The organism is Burkholderia cenocepacia (assembly GCF_014211915.1).
GTDB lineage: Bacteria > Pseudomonadota > Gammaproteobacteria > Burkholderiales > Burkholderiaceae > Burkholderia > Burkholderia orbicola.
The window spans coordinates 1857376-1879252 of sequence record NZ_CP060040.1; the positions used below are offsets into that span (position 1 = coordinate 1857376).

The following is a 21877-nucleotide window of genomic DNA, read 5'->3' on the forward strand; positions in this document are numbered from 1 at the left end:
GCGCGCGGCTTCCACTCGACGGGTCACGCTACGCGTGCCCGCCCGTCTTCTTCGCCTGCAGCGCACGAATCCGCATCCGCGCGCCCGTATCGCTGACCGTCGCGTCGTACATCGTCGCGAGATCGCGCTTGAGCGCGGTGCGCGAGCCGCCGTCGAGATACACCATGTGCCCCGACGGATAGAACCGCGCGGACAGGTTCTGCCGCACCTTCTGGTCCTCCAGCGGCATCTGCTGCAGATCGATCACGGTCTGGTAGAACGGCGTCACGAAATCGTAGAAGCCGTTCGCGGACAGCACCTTCAGGTCGACGTTCAGCGCCATCACCGCAGCGAGGTCGCCGGCCGTGTAGAGGATCACGTTCCCCTGCGCATCGATGCCCTGCTGCGCGCCGGTCGGGTCGATGTGGCTGAAATCCCAGTTCTTGAAGGCCTGATCGTTCAGGTCCGTGAACGCGGAGTTCGACGTGAACTTCAACTGCTCGTTCAGGTAGCTGTTCCACATCGCCGTATAGACGCCCGTCACGGCCGTCATCGTCGGATCGTTGCCGCCCGAATTCGGGTCGATCTTGCCGGCGATGCCCGACGAGATTCCGGTCACGCGGCCGTCATACGAACCGAGCGCGAGCCCCTGCGCATGCAGCAGCGTCGTCAGGAACAGCGAATTGCCGCGCGTGTCGTAGCCCGCGATATCGAGCCCCCACGATTGCAGCGTCGCCGTATCGATGCCCGTGTATGCGGACAGTTTCTGCACGGTGGCCGGGTTCGCATGCGGCACCGCGCGCAGCGCGCTCAGATAGTCGGTGCGCGCGAACTGCGCGACTTCCTCGACGAATGCGCCGAGATCGGTCGGCGCCGGCTTGATGCCGAGTTTCTTGTGATACCACGCGTCGGCCGCGGCGGTCGGCAGCGTGCCGACCGGGTTGCCGGCCTGCCGGTAATCGAGGATCGACGATTGCAGCGTGACGCCGTTCAGGTCGACGCCGTCCTCGTGCAGCTTGTACGCGAGCACGCAGCTGCGCGCGGTGCCGTACGATTCGCCGAACAGGTATTTCGGCGAATTCCAGCGGTTGTTCTTCGTCAGGTAGCGCTTGATGAACTGCTTCAGCGAATCCGCATCCTGGTCGACGCCCCAGAAGTCGCGGTTCTTGTTCGGCGCGACGGCCGCCGAATAGCCGGTGCCGACCGGGTTGATGAACACCAGGTCGCTGTGGTCGATCATGCTGTCCGGGTTGTCTTCGATCTGGTACGGCGCGGGCGGCGTGAACCCCGGCATCGACGTCTTGATGCGCTTCGGCGCGAACGAGCCGAGCAGCACGAACACCGACGACGAACCGGGCCCGCCGTTATAGAAGAACGTCACGGGCCGCGTTTCCTCCTTCGCGCCGTCGGCCGTGAACGCGACGTAGAAAATCTTCGCGGCCGGCTGCGAACTGCTCGGATCGACGGTCACGAGGTGGCCGACCGTCGCCGTGTACGCGATCCGCTTCCCGTCGATCAGGATCGTGTGGTGCGTGATCGCGGCCGCCTCGGTCGTGTCGGTCACCGAGTCGTCCGGGCCGTTGCCGTACGCGACCGGGTCGAAGAACGGCTGGTCGCGGCCGTGGCTCAGCGCGACCGGGTTGATGGTCGGCGGCACGCCATGCGAATTGTGGTCGCCGTGATGCAGCGGATACACGCCGCCGGAGGATGCGGAATCGATGTCCATCGTGCTGCTCCTGGAGGTGAAAAAGACGCGGGCAGACCACCCGCGTCGAACGGAAAGGCGTGTGCCCGTGCGTCAGCTCGACGGCTTGCGCGCGAGGATCGTGGCGAGCTGCGCGCCGTTCGGGCTGCCGAGGCCCGTGCAGGCGTCCCAGCCGGACGCGGCCGCATAAGTGCCGTTCGAGCCTTTCGTGATGTCGCGCAGCGCGCCCGGATGCTTGTACAGCACCGGATTGATCCAGCCGGCCGACGCGCCGTTCGCCGCATTGATCCGTGCGATCAGCGCCGCCCACAGCGGTGCGACCGCGCTCGTGCCCCCCATCACCGCGGGCGTGCCGGCCACCGACACTTCGTAGCCCGTCTGCGGCGACGCGTCGCCGGCCACGTCCGGCACGCCGCGCTTCGCGAGCGGCGTGGTGCTGCCGTCGGCGCGCGCGACCTTCAGCCCCTGCTGCCACGCCGGCAGGTCGAACAGCGCACTGACGCCGCCGCCGCCCGCACCGCCGCCGGATGCCTCGTCGTTCCACGTGACCTCGCTGCGAATGCCCTGCCCGGGCAGCGCGTCGAGCTGCGTGCCACCGCAGCCGAGTACGTACGGGCTCGACGCGGGAAAGTCGACGTGATCGGCGCCATCCTGCAGCCCGTCGCCAGAGCCGCTGTCGCCCGACGCCGCGCAGACGGTGATGCCCTGCGCGGCGGCCGCCTGCAGCACGCGATTGAACGCCTGCGCCGACTGCGCCTGCCAGATCGCTTCCGGGCCGCCCCAGCTGATCGAGATCACGGACGGTTGGTTCGTCTTGTCGGTCACGGCCGCGTTGACGGCCTGGATGAAGCCCGCATCGCTGTTCGGCGCGAAGTACACCGCGATCTTCGCGGCCGGTGCGATCGCGCCGGCGATTTCGATGTCGAGCGCGACTTCGCCGTCCGGGCCGTTCGGCTCGCCGGTCGGCGCATTGCGGCCGGTGCCGACGTTCACGTCGACGAGCTTGGGCGGCGTCGTGATGCCGAGCCCGCGGAAATACTGCTGGATGTCGGCCGCGCGATAGCCGCCGCCGAGCTCGATGATCGCGATGCATTGCCCGGCGCCGTCGCCGGCCGGAAAGTCGTACAGCGACGCGAGCTGGATCGGCGTGAACGTGACGGCCGCCGCGCCGCGCGCCGGCTTGAACGGCGGACGGAAGCGGAAGTGCGGCCGCGCCTGCGGGCGGCTGTCGAGGCCGAGCACGGCCGTGACCGCATCGCCGAGATCGTCGGGCAGCGCGATCGGGCCCGAGCGGCCGCGATACTGGCCGATCGACCGATGCTCGAAACGCTCGAGCTTCACGCTGAACGCGGCTTCGAACTGCGCGATCGTGCCGGACAACACGACGACGCTCTCGACCGGATCGACGCGATCGACCGTCAGCTGATGACGGTGCGCGAAGTCCTCGGTCTTGCGAATGTCGTCGGGATTGGCGGAGAAACGCTGCGCGAATGCGTCGCGCGACACCGGTTTTGCACGGGCGTCGCCGGTGGCGAGCTGGTGAACCAATGCGTCGAGTTGCCCTTCTTCCTGCCGCCGCAACATGATCGTGACGTGGATGCGTTCTGCCGGATCGCACTGGCCGAGACACTTGGACTCGGGGACGATGCGGGGTTCACGGTCGGCTTGAAGATGCCTTGCCATGTTCAGACCCTCCTTGGTACCGCGTTGCACGGAACAGCCAGGAAATCGGACATAGCCCGCGGAAGACGGTTCCGTTCGGTCAGTCGATTCGCGACGGCGCGCTTGCGACGCGCGAAGTAACAGGAAGTTTAGAACAGTCAGACGATTTGCGCGCACGCCCTTCCGCGGCAACGCGCACGCGGGAAGGCCGGCATCGCGCGCGGCCCGTATCGATTCGAGCATGGGCCTGCCTGCGCGGCCGATCGATCCGCGCGGCGGCCATGTCGGCGCAACCCTCAATCCATCGACAGCCGCAGCGCGAAACCGATCAACGCCGCGGAAAAGGTCCAGCGCTGCACCGTCTGTGCGAGCGGATGCGCGCGCATCCACGCCGCGATGCGCGACGCGCCGAACACGCACGCGAGGTCGAAGCACACGCCGGCCGCCACCAGCAGCGCGCCGAGCTCGAACATCTGCCAGACGACCGGCCCGACCTCGGGCCGCACGAACTGCGGCAGCAGCACCGAACAGAACAGCAGCGCCTTCGGGTTCAGCAGGTTGGTCAGCAGCCCCTTTACGAACGACTGGCGCAACTCGCCCGCCGCCGCGTCGCCGTCGCCGAGCGCGAACACCGGCGAGCGGAACACCTGGATCGCGACATACGCGAGATAGAGCGCGCCGCCATAGCGGATCACCTCGTAGAGCCACGGCGCGCTGCGGATCAACGCCGCGACGCCGCACGCCGACAGCGTCACGTGCGCGGTGCGCGCGAGCGACAGGCCGGCCGCCGCCGCCATCCCCGGCCGCACGCCGCGGCCGATGCTGGTCTGCAGCACGAGCGCCATGTCGGGCCCCGGTACCGCATAAATGGCCGCCAGCGCGGCGAGATAAATCAACAGCAAATGCGTGGAAATCATGGTCTGCCCCCGTCCTTCATTGACGATATGTTGCCGCTGAAGGTGGAGGGATTACTGGCCATCTTTGGCGCGGAATTGGCAACTCATAGGGGAATCCGCCACAATTATGAAATCACGACAAGGATTCCGCCAACATGATCGACCTCGACAAAACCGACCGCGCGATCCTCGCTGCGGTGCAGCGCGACGGCCGCCTGCCGATCGCGCGGCTCGCCGAATCCGTCGGCTTGTCCGAAACGCCTTGCGCACGGCGCCTGAAACGCCTCGAAAACGACGGCTACATCGAGCGCTACCGCGCGCAACTGTCGCGCCAGGCGCTCGGCTTCGGCGTGGTCGCGTTCGTGCTCGTGCGGTTCGCGACGCACGACCGCAAGGTCGCCGACCGGTTCGAGCGGGAAGTGCTCGGCATCGAGCGGATTCTGGCGTGTCACAACGTCGCGGGCACGGCCGACTACCTGCTGCAGGTGGTCGCGCGCGATCTCGACGACTACGGCACGTTCCTGCGCGATTCGCTGCGGATGCTGCCGGGCGTGACGTCGATCGAATCGGCGCTGTCGCTGCGCGAGGTGAAGCACGACGCCGGGCTGCCGGTGCCGTGACGCGCACCGGGCCGGCAAGCCGCCCGGGCGCAACGCCCGTTCACCTTGTCGGCCGCGCCGGCGTCACACCACGTCGGGCGACTGATGCGCGCGTTCGAGATCCTCGAGAAACGCTTCGACGACCGGATCGCCGCGCCCGTCGCGCGCCACGACCATGTGGAACGTGACCTCGTAGTGCAGTCGATCCGGATTGAGCGGCGCGAGCAGCCCCTGCGCGACATACGGCGCCGCGAAGTGCTGCGGCAGGTAGCCGAGATGATGGCCGGACAGGATCAGCAGCGCGACGGCCTCCATGTTGTCGGCGGTCGCGGTCACGCGATCGGGCGTCGTCGACATCTGCGCCTCCGGCAGCGGATACGAGCGCCAGGCCCACTCGAAGCCGGCGACGTCGGCCGGCGTCAGCGTGCCGGCGCCGTCGAACAGCGGATGGCCGCGGCCGCAGTACGCGATCTGCCGCTCGATGAACAGCGGCGTGTAGTGCAGCGTCGGCACGCGATGCCAGAAGTAGCCGACCGCGATCTGGATCTCGTTGCTCAGCAGCTTTTCCTCGAGATCGCCGGGCGCGCGCACCGAAATCGAGAAGCGCACGGCCTCGTCGCGGGTGCGGAACGCGGCGATCGCCTCGGCGATCCGCGCATTCTGGCTCACCGGCGTATGGCCGATCAGGCCGATGTTCAGCGTGCCGACCAGTTGGCGGTCCATGTGCCGCGCGGCCATCCCGAATTCGTCGAGCGCCGTCAGCAGCTTGCGGCTCATCGCATGGAACCGCTCGCCCTTCGGCGTGAGCCGGAAGCCGCTGCGGCCGCGCTCGCAAAGCCGGTAGCCGAGCCGCGTCTCGAGCGACGACAGTTGCGCGCTGATGGTCGACTGGCCGACGTTCAGCACCGCCTGCGCGGCCGACACGCCGCCCGCGTCCGTGACCGCGAGAAACACGCGAATCAACCGCAGATCGAGGGTCGACAGATTCCCCAGCACGTTCATCCCCTTCCATACATCGATGAAGATCGATGTTTACGTCGATATCTTCGCATTCTTCTTTCCCGGCGGAGCGCGTAAAACTGTGCGCCAGGCCGCGTCGCATGATACGGCACCCCACATCGGAAGAGACGACTCCATGAACGACCACACCCACTTTCAGCCGCTCGGCGGCAATGAAATGCCGCGCTGCGGCGGCATCGCGACGATGATGCGCCTGCCGCACGTGTCGAGCGCCGAAGGCCTCGACGCCTGTTTCGTCGGCGTGCCGTTCGATCTCGGCACCTCCAACCGCACCGGCGCGCGCTTCGGCCCGCGCCAGATCCGCACCGAATCCGTGCTGCTGCGCCCGTACAACATGGCCACGCGCGCAGCACCCTTCGATTCGCTGCAGATCGCCGACATCGGCGACGTCGCGATCAATCCGTACAACCTGCACGATTCGATCGCCCGCATCGAGGCCGCGTACGACGCGATTCTCGAGCACGACTGCAAGCCGATCACGCTCGGCGGCGACCATACGATCGCGCTGCCGATCCTGCGCGCGATCCACCGCAAGCACGGCAAGGTTGCATTGATCCACGTCGATGCACACGCCGACGTGAACGACACGATGATGGGCGAAAAGATCGCGCACGGCACACCGTTCCGCCGCGCGGTCGAGGAAGGGCTGCTGCACGGCGACAAGGTCACGCAGATCGGCCTGCGCGGCACCGGCTACGCGGCCGAGGATTTCGACTGGTGCCGCGAGCAGGGTTTCCGCGTGGTCCAGGCCGAGGAATGCTGGAACACGTCGCTCGCGCCGCTGATGGAAGAAGTGCGCGCGCGCATCGGCGACACGCCCGTCTACATCACGTTCGACATCGACGGCATCGATCCGGCCTACGCGCCGGGCACCGGCACGCCGGAAATCGCGGGCCTCACGGTGCCGCAGGCGCTCGAGCTCATCCGCGGCGCGAAGGGGCTGAACATCGTCGGCTGCGATCTCGTCGAAGTCGCGCCGCCGTACGACCCGTTCGGCACCACGGCGCTCCTCGGCGCGAACCTCGCGTACGAGCTGCTGTGCGTGCTGCCAGGCGTCGCGTACCGCGACTGATCGCGGCGCCGCCACTATTCCAAAATCAGAGGATTCCAGAGGAGCACACATCGAGATGGGGACTTCCGTCAAGCAGCCGAGGCGGGCGGCGCTCGCTTCGTTCGTCGGCACCACGATCGAGTGGTACGACTTCTATAGTTATGCGACCGCCGCCGCCATCGTATTCGGGCCGCTGTTCTTTCCCGGCGAAAACCGCTTCATCAGCCTGCTCGCATCGTTCGGCTCGTTCGCGGTCGGCTTCTTCGCGCGGCCGCTCGGCGGCGTGATGTTCGGCTATCTCGGCGACCGCTTCGGCCGCAAGCGGTCGCTGCTCGCGACGCTGATGCTGATGGCCGTGTCGACGGTCGCGATCGGCCTGCTGCCCACCCATGCCCAAGCCGGCGTGATCGCACCGATCCTGCTGGTGCTGATGCGCGTGCTGCAAGGCATCGCGGTGGGCGGCGAATGGGGCGGCGCGGTGCTGCTGGCCGGCGAGCACGCGCCCGAAGGCAAGCGCACCTTCTTCGCGTCGTTCGCGCAGCTCGGCAGCGCGAGCGGCCTGATCCTGTCGATGCTCGCGTTCGGCGCGATCAGCACGCTGTCGAAGGACGACATGATGAACTGGGGCTGGCGCGTGCCGTTCCTCGCGAGCTCGGTGCTGCTGATCGTCGGCTTCGTGATCCGCGCGAGCGTGTCGGAGTCGCCCGAGTTCGAGGAAGTCAGGAAGAGCGGCAACATCGCGCAGAAACCGCTGCGCGAAGCGCTCAAGGTCTGGCCGCTGCTGCTGCTCGCGATCGGCGCGAACGTGTACGGTATCGCCGGCGTGTATTTCAGCAACATCTTCATGATCAGTTATGCGACGCAGTTCCTGTCGCTCGACCGGTCGATGGTGCTGCATTGCATGACGATCGTCGCAGTGCTGCAGTTCGTCGTGCAGCTCGCGGCCGCGTTCCTCGCGCAGCGCTTCGGCACCACGCGCGTGCTGCTGATCACCGGCGCGTGGGCGATGATCGTCCCGTTCGTGATGCTGCCGCTCGTACACCTGGGCACGCCGGTGTCGATCACGGTCGGCGTCGGCCTCGCGACGCTCGCGGAATCGGGCTACTACTCGGTCGTCGCGGGCTTCGTCAGCGGCATCTTCGTCGCGCGGATTCGCTATACCGCAATCTCGATCGCGTACCAGGTGTGCGGCGCGCTCGCCGGCGGCCTCACGCCGCTGGTCGCGACCATCATCGCGCAGAACACCGCGCCGCAATGGTGGCCGCTCGCGATCCAGTACGCGAGTGCCGCCGTGCTGTCGTCGCTGTGCGTGTGGTTGATCTCGCGCCGCGTCAGCATCGACGATGCGGGCGCGACCGGCAAGACGGACGACGCGCTGCCGCGCGGCGCGCGCACCGCGTAGCGCCTGTCGCCAACGCATGCATGACGAAAAACGACCCGCTTTCGCGGGTCGTTTCTTTTCGTCCTGTCATCGATCGTCGACCGCGACGGTACCGCACGGTGCCTGTCGCGTAGTTACTGCACCTGATTGCGCAGCGTCTTCGCGGCGGCAACCATGTTAGTCAGCGCCGGAATCACTTCCGCCCACTGGCGCGTCTTCAAGCCGCAATCCGGGTTCACCCACAGACGTTCCGCCGGAATCCGCTCGGCCGCCTTCCTCATCAGCCCGACGATGTGATCCTGCGTCGGGATGTTCGGCGAATGGATGTCGTACACGCCCGGCCCGATTTCGTTCGGATACTTGAAGGTGTCGAACGCATCGAGCAGCTCCATGTCCGAGCGAGACGTCTCGATCGTGATCACATCGGCATCCATGTCGGCGATCGACGCGATGATGTCGTTGAATTCCGAATAGCACATGTGCGTGTGGATCTGCGTGTCGTCCTGCACGCCGTTCGCGGTGATGCGGAACGACTCCACCGCCCATTTCAGGTATTCGTTCCACTGCGCGCGACGCAATGGCAGCCCTTCGCGCAGCGCCGCTTCGTCGATCTGGATCACGCGCACGCCGGCCCTCTCGAGATCGAGCACTTCCTCGCGGATCGCCAGCGCAAGCTGGTAGCACGACACCGCGCGCGGCTGGTCGTCTCGCACGAACGACCAGTTCAGGATCGTCACGGGGCCGGTCAGCATGCCCTTCATCGGCTTGCGCGTCAGCGACTGCGCATAGGCGATCCACTCGACCGTCATCGCCTTGGGGCGGCTGATGTCGCCGAACAGGATCGGCGGCTTCACGCAGCGCGAACCGTACGACTGCACCCAGCCGAACTGGCTGAATGCGTAGCCGTCGAGCTGCTCGCCGAAGTATTCGACCATGTCGTTGCGCTCGGCTTCGCCATGCACGAGCACGTCGAGTTCGAGCGATTCCTGTTCGCGCACGCTGCGTTCGATCTCGGCCTGCATCGCCGTGCGATAGCCGGCTTCGTCCAGCGCGCCGGCCTTGAACCGGCTGCGCGCCTGGCGGATTTCGGCGGTCTGCGGGAACGAGCCGATCGTCGTCGTCGGGAACGCTGGCAGGTTCAGGCGCGCCGACTGCTTCGACGCACGCTGCGCATAGGGGCTCGCGCGGTTGCCGAGCTGCGCGTCGATGCGCGCGATCGCGGCCTTCACCACCGGATTGTTCACGCGCGGCGAGCGGCGGCGCGAATCGATCGCGGCGGCATTCGCGGCGAGCGCGTCGGCTACCTTGTCGCGGCCTTCGTTCAGTGCGGTCGCGAGCACCTTCAGTTCGTCGAGTTTCTGCAGCGCGAATGCGAGCCACGAGCGGATTTCCGCGTCGAGCTTCTCCTCGCTCGCGAGGTCGACCGGCACGTGCAGCAGCGAGCACGACGGCGCGAGCCACAGGCGATCGCCCAGTTGCTTCGCGAGCGGTTCGAGCCAGTCGAGCGCCGCGTTCAGGTCCGTCTTCCAGATGTTGCGGCCGTTGATCGCGCCGACCGACAGCACGCGTTCGGCCGGCAGCTCACGCACCAGTGCGTCGACTTCGTCGCGGGCGTTGATCGCGTCGATATGCAGGCCGTCGACCGGCAGCGACGCCGCGAGCGTCAGATTGTCCTGAAGCTGGCCGAAGTACGTGGCAAGCAGCAGCTTGATGCGGCGCGTTTCGAGCGCCGCATACGCGATGCGGAATGCCTGACGCCATTCGGCATCGAGTTCGGTCACGAGAATCGGCTCGTCGATCTGCACCCATTCGACGCCCTGCGCGGTCAGCGTGTCGAGCAGCGCGCCGTACACCGGCAGCAGCTTCGGCAGCAGCGCGAGGCGATCCGAATCGTCCTTCGCCTTGCCGAGCCACAGATACGTGACCGGGCCGAGAATCACCGGTTTCGCATTCACACCCTGCGCGTTCGCTTCGGCCAGTTGCAGCAGCAGGCGCGACGGATCGAGCGAGAAGTTCGTGTCCGCATGGAACTCCGGCACGATGTAGTGATAGTTCGTGTCGAACCACTTCGTCATTTCGCCGGCCGCGACGCCGCCGCAGCACGCGGCGTGCTCCTCGGCCGACTGCGCGGACCGGCCGCGCGCGACGCGGAAATAATTGTCGAGCGCATCGCCGTGGAAATCCTGCACGCGCTTCGGCAGGTTGCCGAGCGTGAAGCTCATGTCGAGCACCTGGTCATAGAACGCGAAGTCGCCGATCGGCGCGAGATCGAGATCGCGCTGGTCGTGCCAGTGGCGCCGGCGCAGCGCGGCGCCGAGCGCCTTCAGTTCGTCGCGCGACGATTCGCCCTTCCAGTAGCGTTCGAGACCGAACTTGAGTTCGCGCTTCGCGCCGATGCGCGGAAAACCGAGGTTGTGTGTCGTGACCATGAAGCTGCCGTTCAGAAGAAAGAGTAGATCCGGCAGCCATCATAGGGATTTCAAACCATGAAATAAAATGGCATTATTTCATTCATCCATTAACATTTTTCATGCATCCGTGAGATGCGCGCGATCCATGCTGGAACGATTCCATCTCGTCGTCATTCGTGAAGTCGAGCGTCAGGGCTCGCTGACCGCGGCGGCCAATGCGCTGCACCTCACGCAATCGGCGCTCAGCCACACCGTCCGGAAGATCGAGCAGCAGCTCGGCACGCCGATCTGGGACCGTGAAGGCCGCGGCCTGCGGCTCACGCAGGGCGGGCAATATCTGCTGAAGCTGGCGAACCGGCTGCTGCCGCAGTTCGAGCTCGCCGAGGAGCGGATGAAGCAGTACGCGAAGGGCGAGCGCGGCACGCTGCGCATCGGGATGGAGTGCCATCCGTGCTACCAGTGGCTGCTGAAGGTCGTGTCGCCGTACCTGTCGCGCTGGCCCGACGTCGACGTGGACGTGAAGCAGCGCTTCCAGTTCGGCGGCATCGGCGCGCTGTTCGGTTACGACATCGACGTGCTCGTCACACCCGATCCGCTGAACAAGCCGGGGCTGCGCTTCGATCCCGTGTTCGACTACGAACAGGTGCTGGTGGTCGCGGATTCACACCGGCTCGCGAACGTCGACCACGTGACGCCCGAGCAACTGACCGACGAGGTCCTGATCACGTACCCGGTCGAAACCGACCGGCTCGACATCTACAACCAGTTCCTGACGCCGGCCGGCATCGTGCCGAGGCGGCACAAGTCGATCGAGACGACCGACATCATGTTGCAGATGGTCGCGAGTGGGCGCGGCGTGGCAGCACTGCCGCGGTGGCTCGCCGACGAGTATGCGGACCGGATGCCGGTCGTGCCGGTCAAGCTCGGCAAGAAAGGCATCGCAAAGCAGATCTTTCTCGGCATCCGCGAAGCGGACGCAGCGGTCGACTATCTGGCCGCGTTCGTCGCGCTGGCGCGCGAATCGACGTGGAACGCGCCACGCATGCTGCGCTAGGCGCGCCCGTTTGCCCCGCGTTCAGGCGGCGCGCATGCCGGCGCGTTCGCCGCGTTCGACCCACGCGCCGAACAGCAGGCCGAGCGTCGTCCACATGATCACCTGCATGCCGATCGCCGCCACGCGGAACTTCCACAGCAACGCCGCCGGGAAATCGGCCGGCAACTCGCTGACCGACGGCAGCCCGACCTGCACGGCCGCGATGATCGCGACGAACACGAGCCCGGCGACGATCGACGCGTTCCACTGGCCGAGCTTCGCCAGCAGATGGCGGCGCACGCCGACCGAGAACACCATCGTCGCGACCGAGATCGCGATCATCAGGAAGAACAGCCCGGTGCGATAACCGATCGTGTCGGGATCGCCGACCGACGGCGGATTGGCCGGGTACTTGAGGTTCGGCACGATCACGAGCGCGACGAATGCCGCCAGCGCGAGCCACGCGGCCAGCGGCCGTGCCGGCAGGCGGCTGCCGCGTCCGTACGCATACGCGAAGACCAGCGAGAACAGCCCGCCGAATGCCGCGCCGTACGTCACGACGCCCGTCAGCAAGCCAAGGCCGGCCTGCGTGTGGCGGCTGACCAGCTCGGGCTCCGGCGCCTCGCCTTGAGCGGCGGTGGTTTTTTCTTCGAAGGCGATCGCCTGATCGACTTGCGGTTCGCCGACGATCCTGGCGAAACCGAACGTGAGGAGGCCCGCGGCGATGCCTGCGAGCATCCCGCGCATGAGCAGCTTTCCGACCATCGTAGGCTCCGCGTCAGTGGCAGGGAAAGCCGAGCAGATGGCGGCCGTCGTGGACGAATTCGTGGACGACCATGCCCGGCACGAGCGACGTCGCGCCCTGTTCCGCACCGACGAAATACAAGGCCAGCAGCAGAATCAGGCCGACGAACACGGCCCACGGCAACAACTCACGGACGGGAATGGGTGCCGGCACGACCGCCGGCTTCAGCACTGCTTCGCTCATGGATGCACCTCAGGGGAATCGCGCCCCGACAAATGATGGATGGGTACGAAGGCAGGTCTGGCTTCCGGGATCATCGATTCTCCGGTTACAGTGGCGCGACCGCGCCGGAATTGCACCGGCTTCCGCGCTTCGTATCGGGCGAATTGTACGCGCGAACGTTCGCGTATTGAAGCGATCACAGATGGGCGAGCGCGCTCCGTTCCGGATCATCCGACAACCGACATGACCCTACCTGCCTCACTGCGCCTGATCGCCCACGCATCGACCCGCGCCATGCGCACCGGCACGTTTCCCGACGACGATCCGCTCGACGCGCACGGGCTCGCCGAAGCTGCTGCGCTGCGTGGCCGGTGGAAGGCCGTCGCGGGCTCGCTCGTGCTGTGCAGCCCGGCACGCTGCGCCAGGCAGACCGCCGATGCGCTCGGGCTGCGCGCCGACATCGACGACGCGCTGCGCGACATCGATTACGGCCACTGGCGCGGCAAGCGGCTGCATGATCTCGCACGCGACCTCCCTGACGAACTTGCCGCGTGGCTCGGCACGCCGTCCGCGTCGCCGCATCGCGGCGAATCGTTCGAAGCCGCCGCGCACCGGATCGGCACCTGGTTGAACGCGCTGCCGCCCGAGCGCGACGTCGTCGCGATCACGCATGCGCCGATCGTCCGCGCGGCCATCGCGCATGTGCTGCGGATGGCTCCCGAAGCGGCCGCGCGTCTCGACGTCGCGCCGCTGTCGTGCACGACGTTCGTCGCATCGCCGGCCGGCTGGACGTTGGCCACGACGGACGATGACCCGCGCGACACCGGCGCGTAAGTCACTGTGATGTTCACTATGTGAGTCGACGACGCGCTCCGGCGCGTCGCATGCCGCCGCCCGCCTTACATCCCGTAAGACACACCGTTCGTCATCCCGACTGTCATCAAACTGACGGCTAGCCGCAGCTAGCATCGGACGCGGTTCCCTCACGAGATGCCGTCATGAATCAACCCGCTTCGTCCGCCCCGAACAATCCGGGCTCCGTCGCACGCACCCGACAGGTCGGCTATGCCGCATTCCTGCTGGTGCTCGTGCTCGGCGCCGTCTATATCGCCACGCACCTGGTCGCCGATCTGGCGCCGGTCCGCGAAGGGACACTGTTCCCATACCTGCTGCTCGGCGCCGCACTGCTGATCGCGCTCGGCTTCGAATTCGTCAACGGCTTCCACGACACCGCGAATGCGGTCGCGACCGTGATCTACACGCACTCGCTGACGCCGAACGTCGCGGTGATCTGGTCGGGCATGTGGAACTTCCTCGGCGTGATGGTCTCGAGCGGTGCCGTCGCGTTCGGCATCCTGCAGTTGCTGCCGGTCGAGCTGATCCTGCAGGTCGGCAGCGGCTCGGGCTTCGCGATGGTGTTCGCGCTGCTGATCGCCGCGATCGTCTGGAACCTCGCGACCTGGTATTTCGGGTTGCCGTCGTCGAGCTCGCATACGCTGATCGGGTCGATCATCGGCGTCGGGCTGATGAACCAGCTGATGCACGGGCCGTCCGGCACGAGTGGGGTCGACTGGGGCCAGGCCCTCGGCGTCGGCAAGTCGCTGCTGCTGTCGCCGATCGTCGGGTTCCTGTGTGCGTCACTGCTGCTGCTTGCGCTGAAGGCGCTCGTGCGGATTCCGGAGCTGTACAAGGAGCCGCCGAAGGATCAGCCGCCGCCGTTCTGGATTCGCTGCCTGCTGGTCCTCACCTGCACCGGCGTGTCGTTCGCGCACGGGTCGAACGACGGGCAGAAAGGGATGGGCCTCATCATGCTGATCCTGATCGGCACGGTGCCGACCGCCTACGCGCTGAACAAGGCCGTCACGCCCGCCGAATCGCAGACTTTCGTGGCGGTCGCGAACCAGGCGGCCGCGACGTTCGGGAAGTACACGAACGGCGTCGCGCCGTCCGCGAACCCGCGCGCCGATGTCGAACACTACGTGCAGCATCGTGAACTGACGCCCGCCGTGCTGCCGGCCGTCGCGCAATTGTCCACGTCGCTCGCGACCGCCGTCGGCGCGTCGGGCTCGATGGCGGCCGTACCGCAGCACGACGTCGACAACGTGCGCAACACGATGTATCTGGTCTCCGAAGCCATTCGTCTGATGGAGAAGTCGGGCCAGCCCGCATTCGCCACCGATGACAAGCTCGCGATCGACAACTATCGCAAGCAGCTCGACCACGCGACCAAGTTCATTCCGACGTGGGTGAAGGTGGCCGTCGCGATCGCGCTGGGCCTCGGCACGATGGTCGGCTGGAAGCGGATCGTCGTGACCGTCGGCGAAAAAATCGGCAAGCAGCACCTGACGTACGGACAGGGCGCATCGGCCGAACTCGTCGCGATGCTGACGATCGGCGCCGCCGACATGTACGGGCTGCCCGTGTCGACGACGCACGTGCTGTCGTCGGGCGTCGCGGGCACGATGGCGGCGAACGGCTCCGGGCTGCAATGGAGCACCGTGCGCAGCCTCGTCCTCGCATGGGTGCTGACGCTGCCGGCGTCGATCGCGCTGGCAGCAGGGCTTTACTGGTTGTTCCGGTCGCTGGCCTGATCGTGGGTGCGGCGGGTGGCGGGCGATAGCCGGCTATCCGCCGCGTAGGCTCGATTTGTCGCCTCTTCGCCTCTTCGCCTCTTCGCCTCTTCGCCTCTTCGCCTCTTCGCCTCTTCGCCTCTTCGCTCCGGCACGTCGCCACGTTCAGTGTGTCGGTGCCGCGCCTTCAACGTTTCCCCGTTTCGCCGCCCGAATTAAAGCGCAAGATCTGGAGCGTGCCGGCTCCCGGACGCCGCTAGACTGGGTTCATCAACTTTCATCGTGAACTCGACCGTGCGCGACCGCACGGCGCCACGCTGCCCATGCCCCGAGGTACGCCCGTGAACATTGCCGATCTGCAACCTGCCGTCGAATCGCTGGACATCGCGCAACGCGTCGACACCCTCGACTGGCCGAGCGTCGATGCCGAGCTCGATCGCTTCGGATGCGCGCGCGTACCGGGCCTGATGTCGGCCAGCGAGTGCGATGCACTCGCGTCGCTCTATCCGCGCGATGCGCTCTATCGTTCACGCGTCGTGATGGCGCGGCACGGCTTTGGCCGCGGCGAATACAAGTATTTCGCGTATCCGCTGCCTGCGGTCATCGCCGAGCTGCGTGCGACGATGTACCCGCATCTCGCGCCGATCGCGAATCGCTGGAACCACGCACTCGGGATCGACGTTCGTTATCCCAAAGACCATGCGACATTCCTCGATCGCTGCCATGCAGCGGGACAGACGCGACCGACGCCGCTGATCCTGCAATACGGCGCCGACGACTACAACTGCCTCCATCAGGACCTGTATGGCGAGCACGTATTTCCGCTGCAGGTCGCGATCCTGCTGTCGGCGCCGGGCCGTGATTTCACTGGTGGGGAATTCGTGCTGACGGAACAGCGTCCACGCATGCAGTCGCGTGCGGAAGTGGTGCCGCTGACACAAGGCGACGCGGTGATCTTCGCGGTACACGGCCGGCCGGTGCAGGGAACCCGAGGCATCTATCGCGTCAACCTGCGCCACGGCGTCAGCCGGATTCGAAGCGGCCACCGCCATACGGTTGGCATCATCTTCCATGACGCGCAGTAGCGGGAGGCGGAACAGCTGCGCTGCTGTCGTGCCGCTTGTCGCGCATCGCACTCTGCTCATCCCGGCACCGCACGTCATCGTTCGCAGAGCATTCCGATCAAGCATGGCCGGCCAGATGGCCGCTCGCCCGCAGTGACTGGAGACCGATTGCGCTGACCGTCAAGCGGTCGCGGCCGCAACGAATCAGCGCTTTTGGTGAGCGCCACAAAACATGCGTACTCACCTGCCATCCCGCCAATACGATTGGCAGTCGGCCTATCCTCGCGCCATGTTGGCCCGCAGCCGGTCGCCGGCATCGGAAGCCAGCCGTGCATAGCCCGGCAACGTCAGCAGCGCGAGCACGCCCGCCGCGATGAACGCCCAGCGAAAATCGGCGAGCACGTAGTGCATGCCGGCCGCATCGCCGCGCACCAATGCTGCGAGCCGCAGCGACAATGCACCGAACGCGATCCCCATCCCGATCGTCATTTGCTGCGCGGCGCTCCACAGCGTGCTGGCCGCGCTCGTCTGGTGAGAGGGGATATCCGCATAAGCCAGCGTCGCGAGCGTCGTGAACTGCATCGATCGCGTGAGCCCGTAGACGAATACGACGAGCAGCGTAATCGCCAGCGGCGTCGACGCGGTCAACCAGCCGCATGCGATGGTGAAGATGCCGACGATCGTCACGTCGACGAGCGCGACACGCCGAAAGCCGTAACGGTCGAGTATCCACGACGTGCCCGCCTTCATCCCGAGGTTGCCGAGCGCGCTCGCGAGCAGCAGCAGACCTGACTGGAACGGCGACAGCCCGAAGCCGATCTGGAACAGCAGCGGCAGCAGGTACGGGACGGCGTTGATCGCCATTCGCGTGATCGAACCGGTGATCACCGTCACCGAGAACGTCGGCACCTTCAACGTCGTGAAATCGAGCAGCGGATGCGTGCTGTGTCGCGCATACAGCCACGCAGCGATACCGAACAGGACGCTTGCGCCCACCAGGACACCCGCGCGCGTGAAGTCGACATCCTGCTGGCCGGCCGCTTCGGTACCGATCAGCAAACAGGTCAATGCGCCACCGGCCAGCACGAAGCCAACCCAGTCGAGTGGCCGTTGCTCGTCGGCCCGCGTGTTCCGGACGATCAGCCAGGTACAAACGAGTGCGGCAAGGCCGAACGGGACGTTCAACAGGAAGATCCATCGCCACGACGCGTAGGTCGTGATGAAGCCGCCGATCGGCGGCCCGACGACGGGTGCGACGATGCCCGGCCACGTAATCGTCGCGATCGCGCGCATCAGCTTCGCCTTCTCGGTACTTCGCACGACGATCATTCGCCCGACCGGCACCATCATCGCCCCGCCGACACCCTGCAGCAGCCGGGCAGCCGTGAACGACATCACGCCTTCGGACAGCCCGCACAGCACCGACGCGCCGGTAAAGACGACGATCGCACTCGCGAACACCGTACGCGAGCCATAGCGATCCGCGATCCAGCCGCTGATCGGAATGAACACCGCCAGCGCCAACATGTAGGCCGTCATCCCGAGACTCAGCGCGTTAGGCCCCACGCCGAACGAATTGGCCATTTGCGGTAGCGCCGTCGCGATCACGGTCGTATCAAGGTACTCCATGAAGAATGTCGCGGCGACGAGGTATGGCAAGAAGTCGGTCGTCCGACCACTTTGGGCGGGGCTGTCAGTCATGAACGATGCAGGAGACGGAATGCAAAGGACACCGATCACCAGCGGATGCAAGCAGTACCGGGAAATCGGGACGAGCGGTGATATTACCTCGAAGGGCTTGCCCGCCGCTCTGTCGACCAAGTCACTCGAATGAACTTTATGCGCATAGATTTTTATGAGGCTTTCGCGCTGTGTTCGTGGAGAGGAACGCATGGCACTGCGCATCGAAGAACGGCCAGATGAAGCGGAAATTTTCGCCCAGAAAGTGACGTTTATCGATCATCGTCGAACATCGTCCATCGCAACATCGTCGGCGGACGTGCGCCGTCGGTCGGACTCGATTCTTGAAGACGGATGGGTATGGCGAGCAGAGGACGTGCCGAGGTTTCCGGGCGACACAGTTGCGGAGAAGAAATTGCATCTTGATTGAAGATACGATCAATAAGCAATTGAATCGCCGGAGATAGAAGCGATTGAGAGAATGGGATGCAGGGATTGATGGCGTGGGTGGGATGCTAATGCAGTCGCGTTGGTAAGGCTTCACCCCGCCATGCACATTTCCGCCGTTGAAATGCAAAAACCCCCGCCTTGTCGGGCGGGGGTTTCTGGCTAAGGGAGCCTGACGATTACCTACTTTCACACGGGAATCCGCACTATCATCGGCGTAGAGTCGTTTCACGGTCCTGTTCGGGATGGGAAGGGGTGGGACCGACTCGCTATGGTCATCAGGCAAAGGGGGTTGTTCTGCTGGCGTGGCCAACAGAACCAATCTTGGAAGAAGCAGTAATTAGGTTGTGTGTATCACACACGAGAATCCAACATGTCGCTTTGGATCGCGGCCGGTGCTGTCGCACGGCGCCGATCTACAAGGCAGACTTGTTATAGGATCAAGCCTTACGGGCAATTAGTATCAGTTAGCTGAACGCATTACTGCGCTTACACACCTGACCTATCAACGTCCTGGTCTCGAACGACCCTTCAAGGGGATCTAGTCCCCAGGGATATCTCATCTTAAGGCGAGTTTCCCGCTTAGATGCTTTCAGCGGTTATCTCTTCCGAACATAGCTACCCGGCGATGCCACTGGCGTGACAACCGGTACACCAGAGGTTCGTCCACTCCGGTCCTCTCGTACTAGGAGCAGCCCCCTTCAAATATCCAACGCCCACGGCAGATAGGGACCAAACTGTCTCACGACGTTTTAAACCCAGCTCACGTACCTCTTTAAATGGCGAACAGCCATACCCTTGGGACCGGCTACAGCCCCAGGATGAGATGAGCCGACATCGAGGTGCCAAACACCGCCGTCGATATGAACTCTTGGGCGGTATCAGCCTGTTATCCCCAGAGTACCTTTTATCCGTTGAGCGATGGCCCTTCCATACAGAACCACCGGATCACTATGACCTGCTTTCGCACCTGCTCGACTTGTCGGTCTCGCAGTTAAGCACGCTTATGCCATTGCACTATCAGCACGATTTCCGACCGTACCTAGCGTACCTTCGTACTCCTCCGTTACGCTTTGGGAGGAGACCGCCCCAGTCAAACTGCCTACCATGCACTGTCCCCGACCCGGATCACGGGCCAAGGTTAGAACCTCAAACAAACCAGGGTGGTATTTCAAGGACGGCTCCACCGAAACTAGCGTTCCGGTTTCATAGCCTCCCACCTATCCTACACAGATCGGTTCAAAGTCCAATGCAAAGCTACAGTAAAGGTTCATGGGGTCTTTCCGTCTAGCCGCGGGTAGATTGCATCATCACAAACACTTCAACTTCGCTGAGTCTCGGGAGGAGACAGTGTGGCCATCGTTACGCCATTCGTGCAGGTCGGAACTTACCCGACAAGGAATTTCGCTACCTTAGGACCGTTATAGTTACGGCCGCCGTTTACCGGGACTTCAATCAAGAGCTTGCACCCCATCATTTAATCTTCCGGCACCGGGCAGGCGTCACACCCTATACGTCCACTTTCGTGTTTGCAGAGTGCTGTGTTTTTATTAAACAGTCGCAGCCACCAGTTTATTGCAACCCCTTCACCCTCCTGGCGCAGGCCAGTCAAGCTACAAGGGCGTACCTTATCCCGAAGTTACGGTACCAATTTGCCGAGTTCCTTCTCCCGAGTTCTCTCAAGCGCCTTAGAATACTCATCTCGCCCACCTGTGTCGGTTTGCGGTACGGTCATCGTTAGACTGAAGCTTAGAGGCTTTTCTTGGAACCACTTCCAATTGCTTCGCTCCCGAAGGAGCTCGCGCCACACCCTTGAATTGCGCGCCCGGATTTGCCTAAGCGCCTTCTCCAATGCAGCGACCGGGACTTCCAACACCCGGACAACCTTCCGCGATCCGTCCCCCATCGCATCTAACAATGGTGCAGGAATATTGACCTGCTTCCCATCAGCTACGCATTTCTGCCTCGCCTTAGGGGCCGACTCACCCTACGCCGATGAACGTTGCGTAGGAAACCTTGGGCTTACGGCGAGGGGGCCTTTCACCCCCTTTATCGCTACTCATGTCAGCATTCGCACTTCCGATACCTCCAGCACCCTTTACAAGGCACCTTCGCAGGCTTACGGAACGCTCTCCTACCATGCGAGCAAGCTCGCATCCGCAGCTTCGGTATATAGCTTAGCCCCGTTACATCTTCCGCGCAGGACGACTCGATCAGTGAGCTATTACGCTTTCTTTAAAGGGTGGCTGCTTCTAAGCCAACCTCCTGACTGTTTTAGCCTTCCCACTTCGTTTCCCACTTAGCTATATTTGGGGACCTTAGCTGGCGGTCTGGGTTGTTTCCCTCTTGACACCGGACGTTAGCACCCGATGTCTGTCTCCCGTGATTGCACTCTTCGGTATTCGGAGTTTGCTATGGCGGGGTAATCTGCAATAGACCCCCCAACCATGACAGTGCTCTACCCCCGAAGGTGAGACACGAGGCACTACCTAAATAGTTTTCGGAGAGAACCAGCTATTTCCAGGTTTGTTTAGCCTTTCACCCCTATCCACAGCTCATCCCCTAACTTTTCAACGTTAGTGGGTTCGGACCTCCAGTACGTGTTACCGCACCTTCATCCTGGCCATGGATAGATCACCTGGTTTCGGGTCTACGCCCAGCAACTGAACGCCCTATTCGGACTCGCTTTCGCTACGCCTGCCCTATACGGTTAAGCTTGCTACTGAACGTAAGTCGCTGACCCATTATACAAAAGGTACGCCGTCACCCCTTGCGAGGCTCCGACTGTTTGTATGCATGCGGTTTCAGGATCTATTTCACTCCCCTCCCGGGGTTCTTTTCGCCTTTCCCTCACGGTACTGGTTCACTATCGGTCGATCACGAGTATTTAGCCTTGGAGGATGGTCCCCCCATCTTCAGACAGGATTTCACGTGTCCCGCCCTACTTGTCGCACACCTAGTTCTTTCATACTGTTTTCGCCTACAGGGCTATCACCTGCTATGGCCGCACTTTCCAGAGCGTTCGGCTAACAATACAAATAAAGAGTGCAAGGCTCATCCCATTTCGCTCGCCACTACTTTGGGAATCTCGGTTGATTTCTTTTCCTGCGGTTACTTAGATGTTTCAGTTCACCGCGTTCGCTTCACTAGACCTATGTATTCAGTCTAGGATGACCCAAAAGGGCCGGGTTTCCCCATTCGGACATCTACGGATCAAAGCTCGTTTGCCAGCTCCCCGTAGCTTTTCGCAGGCTACCGCGTCCTTCATCGCCTGTGATCGCCAAGGCATCCACCACATGCACTTGTTCGCTTGACCCTATAACGAGTCTGTCTCATCGACAGTCGCTACAGGTTGAGTTCTCGCGTTGTGCCGTATTCCAATTTAAGTCGAACATAGAGTTCGAATCATCTT

At 64.1% G+C, this 21877-nt stretch carries 16 protein-coding genes, 2 rRNA genes and 1 riboswitch; of the genes, 8 read left to right on the plus strand and 10 right to left on the minus strand.

Translation table 11 applies throughout. From position 1 onward, the window contains the following. Window positions 1–28: 28 nt before the first annotated feature. From SY91_RS24690 to SY91_RS24700, 3 genes are all read right to left on the minus strand, one after another. Window positions 29–1705: a S10 family peptidase gene (locus tag SY91_RS24690; RefSeq protein WP_006480512.1), complete on the minus strand. Its 1677-nt coding sequence runs from the start codon at window positions 1703–1705 to the stop codon at window positions 29–31. 72 nt (window positions 1706–1777) lie between these two features. After that, on the minus strand, window positions 1778–3367 hold the full coding sequence (locus SY91_RS24695; protein ID WP_185921202.1) for a protease pro-enzyme activation domain-containing protein: 1590 nt from the start codon (window positions 3365–3367) through the stop codon (window positions 1778–1780). A 275-nt stretch (window positions 3368–3642) separates the two neighbouring features. Next, entirely contained in the window at window positions 3643–4263 is a 621-nt protein-coding gene (locus SY91_RS24700; protein ID WP_006480510.1) for a LysE family translocator, read from the minus strand. 134 nt (window positions 4264–4397) lie between these two features. Here SY91_RS24700 and SY91_RS24705 point away from each other — a divergent pair, with 134 nt between their 5' ends. Next, the gene (locus SY91_RS24705; RefSeq protein WP_006488501.1) at window positions 4398–4862 is read left to right on the plus strand and encodes an Lrp/AsnC family transcriptional regulator; all 465 of its coding nucleotides are present in this window, start codon (window positions 4398–4400) and stop codon (window positions 4860–4862) included. Window positions 4863–4925: 63 nt separating this feature from the next. On the opposite strand, the gene SY91_RS24710 is transcribed toward SY91_RS24705, so the two are convergent. Next, window positions 4926–5843 (minus strand): LysR family transcriptional regulator, encoded by a 918-nt coding sequence (locus SY91_RS24710; protein WP_006480508.1) that lies wholly within the window; start codon window positions 5841–5843, stop codon window positions 4926–4928. Between the two features lie 133 nt (window positions 5844–5976). Here SY91_RS24710 and speB point away from each other — a divergent pair, with 133 nt between their 5' ends. Continuing rightward, on the plus strand, window positions 5977–6933 hold the full coding sequence (gene speB / locus SY91_RS24715) for an agmatinase (RefSeq protein WP_185921203.1): 957 nt from the start codon (window positions 5977–5979) through the stop codon (window positions 6931–6933). Window positions 6934–6988: 55 nt separating this feature from the next. Further along, window positions 6989–8314 carry an MFS transporter gene (locus SY91_RS24720; protein ID WP_006480506.1) on the plus strand — a complete coding sequence of 442 codons (1326 nt, stop codon included), beginning with the start codon at window positions 6989–6991 and terminating at the stop codon, window positions 8312–8314. Between the two features lie 113 nt (window positions 8315–8427). On the opposite strand, the gene metE is transcribed toward SY91_RS24720, so the two are convergent. After that, entirely contained in the window at window positions 8428–10722 is a 2295-nt protein-coding gene (gene metE / locus SY91_RS24725; RefSeq protein WP_185921204.1) for a 5-methyltetrahydropteroyltriglutamate--homocysteine S-methyltransferase, read from the minus strand. A gap of 127 nt (window positions 10723–10849) precedes the next feature. On the opposite strand from metE, the gene SY91_RS24730 reads away from it, so the two are divergent. Continuing rightward, window positions 10850–11758, plus strand: a complete 909-nt coding sequence (locus SY91_RS24730) for a LysR family transcriptional regulator (RefSeq protein WP_034175142.1) — start codon at window positions 10850–10852, stop codon at window positions 11756–11758. Window positions 11759–11779: 21 nt separating this feature from the next. Here the strand turns inward: SY91_RS24730 and SY91_RS24735 are convergent, their stop codons facing one another. Then, entirely contained in the window at window positions 11780–12502 is a 723-nt protein-coding gene (locus tag SY91_RS24735) for a CbtA family protein (RefSeq protein WP_124477736.1), read from the minus strand. 13 nt (window positions 12503–12515) lie between these two features. After that, complete coding sequence (locus tag SY91_RS24740; protein ID WP_034175140.1) at window positions 12516–12725, minus strand: CbtB-domain containing protein; 210 nt, start codon at window positions 12723–12725, stop codon at window positions 12516–12518. A gap of 32 nt (window positions 12726–12757) precedes the next feature. Then, window positions 12758–12901, minus strand: a riboswitch (cobalamin riboswitch). 46 nt (window positions 12902–12947) lie between these two features. On the opposite strand from SY91_RS24740, the gene SY91_RS24745 reads away from it, so the two are divergent. The 3 genes from SY91_RS24745 to SY91_RS24755 all read left to right on the plus strand — a co-directional run bounded on the left by SY91_RS24745 (window position 12948) and on the right by SY91_RS24755 (window position 16359). Beyond that, the gene (locus tag SY91_RS24745; protein ID WP_124477737.1) at window positions 12948–13538 is read left to right on the plus strand and encodes a histidine phosphatase family protein; all 591 of its coding nucleotides are present in this window, start codon (window positions 12948–12950) and stop codon (window positions 13536–13538) included. 164 nt (window positions 13539–13702) lie between these two features. After that, complete coding sequence (locus SY91_RS24750) at window positions 13703–15295, plus strand: inorganic phosphate transporter (protein ID WP_185921205.1); 1593 nt, start codon at window positions 13703–13705, stop codon at window positions 15293–15295. Window positions 15296–15597: 302 nt separating this feature from the next. Further along, on the plus strand, window positions 15598–16359 hold the full coding sequence (locus SY91_RS24755; protein ID WP_006480500.1) for a 2OG-Fe(II) oxygenase: 762 nt from the start codon (window positions 15598–15600) through the stop codon (window positions 16357–16359). 255 nt (window positions 16360–16614) lie between these two features. Here the strand turns inward: SY91_RS24755 and SY91_RS24760 are convergent, their stop codons facing one another. Next, window positions 16615–18039: a DHA2 family efflux MFS transporter permease subunit gene (locus SY91_RS24760; RefSeq protein WP_185921206.1), complete on the minus strand. Its 1425-nt coding sequence runs from the start codon at window positions 18037–18039 to the stop codon at window positions 16615–16617. A 190-nt stretch (window positions 18040–18229) separates the two neighbouring features. Here SY91_RS24760 and SY91_RS24765 point away from each other — a divergent pair, with 190 nt between their 5' ends. Further along, on the plus strand, window positions 18230–18448 hold the full coding sequence (locus SY91_RS24765) for a hypothetical protein (protein WP_185921207.1): 219 nt from the start codon (window positions 18230–18232) through the stop codon (window positions 18446–18448). Window positions 18449–18635: 187 nt separating this feature from the next. On the opposite strand, the gene rrf is transcribed toward SY91_RS24765, so the two are convergent. Beyond that, window positions 18636–18748, minus strand: a 5S ribosomal RNA gene (rrf, locus tag SY91_RS24770). A gap of 153 nt (window positions 18749–18901) precedes the next feature. Further along, window positions 18902–21781: ribosomal RNA gene (locus SY91_RS24775) — 23S ribosomal RNA — on the minus strand. Window positions 21782–21877: the final 96 nt, after the last annotated feature.

What these genes read in the sequence shown, in the direction of transcription:
- SY91_RS24690 (WP_006480512.1), bottom strand. Translation starts at nt 1,705, where the DNA reads ATGGACATCGATTCCGCATCCTCCGGCGGCGTGTATCCGCTGCATCAC.
- SY91_RS24695 (WP_185921202.1), bottom strand. Translation starts at nt 3,367, where the DNA reads ATGGCAAGGCATCTTCAAGCCGACCGTGAACCCCGCATCGTCCCCGAG.
- SY91_RS24700 (WP_006480510.1), bottom strand. Translation starts at nt 4,263, where the DNA reads ATGATTTCCACGCATTTGCTGTTGATTTATCTCGCCGCGCTGGCGGCC.
- SY91_RS24705 (WP_006488501.1), top strand. Translation starts at nt 4,398, where the DNA reads ATGATCGACCTCGACAAAACCGACCGCGCGATCCTCGCTGCGGTGCAG.
- SY91_RS24710 (WP_006480508.1), bottom strand. Translation starts at nt 5,843, where the DNA reads ATGAACGTGCTGGGGAATCTGTCGACCCTCGATCTGCGGTTGATTCGC.
- speB (WP_185921203.1), top strand. Translation starts at nt 5,977, where the DNA reads ATGAACGACCACACCCACTTTCAGCCGCTCGGCGGCAATGAAATGCCG.
- SY91_RS24720 (WP_006480506.1), top strand. Translation starts at nt 6,989, where the DNA reads ATGGGGACTTCCGTCAAGCAGCCGAGGCGGGCGGCGCTCGCTTCGTTC.
- metE (WP_185921204.1), bottom strand. Translation starts at nt 10,722, where the DNA reads ATGGTCACGACACACAACCTCGGTTTTCCGCGCATCGGCGCGAAGCGC.
- SY91_RS24730 (WP_034175142.1), top strand. Translation starts at nt 10,850, where the DNA reads ATGCTGGAACGATTCCATCTCGTCGTCATTCGTGAAGTCGAGCGTCAG.
- SY91_RS24735 (WP_124477736.1), bottom strand. Translation starts at nt 12,502, where the DNA reads ATGGTCGGAAAGCTGCTCATGCGCGGGATGCTCGCAGGCATCGCCGCG.
- SY91_RS24740 (WP_034175140.1), bottom strand. Translation starts at nt 12,725, where the DNA reads ATGAGCGAAGCAGTGCTGAAGCCGGCGGTCGTGCCGGCACCCATTCCC.
- SY91_RS24745 (WP_124477737.1), top strand. Translation starts at nt 12,948, where the DNA reads ATGACCCTACCTGCCTCACTGCGCCTGATCGCCCACGCATCGACCCGC.
- SY91_RS24750 (WP_185921205.1), top strand. Translation starts at nt 13,703, where the DNA reads ATGAATCAACCCGCTTCGTCCGCCCCGAACAATCCGGGCTCCGTCGCA.
- SY91_RS24755 (WP_006480500.1), top strand. Translation starts at nt 15,598, where the DNA reads ATGCCCCGAGGTACGCCCGTGAACATTGCCGATCTGCAACCTGCCGTC.
- SY91_RS24760 (WP_185921206.1), bottom strand. Translation starts at nt 18,039, where the DNA reads ATGACTGACAGCCCCGCCCAAAGTGGTCGGACGACCGACTTCTTGCCA.
- SY91_RS24765 (WP_185921207.1), top strand. Translation starts at nt 18,230, where the DNA reads ATGGCACTGCGCATCGAAGAACGGCCAGATGAAGCGGAAATTTTCGCC.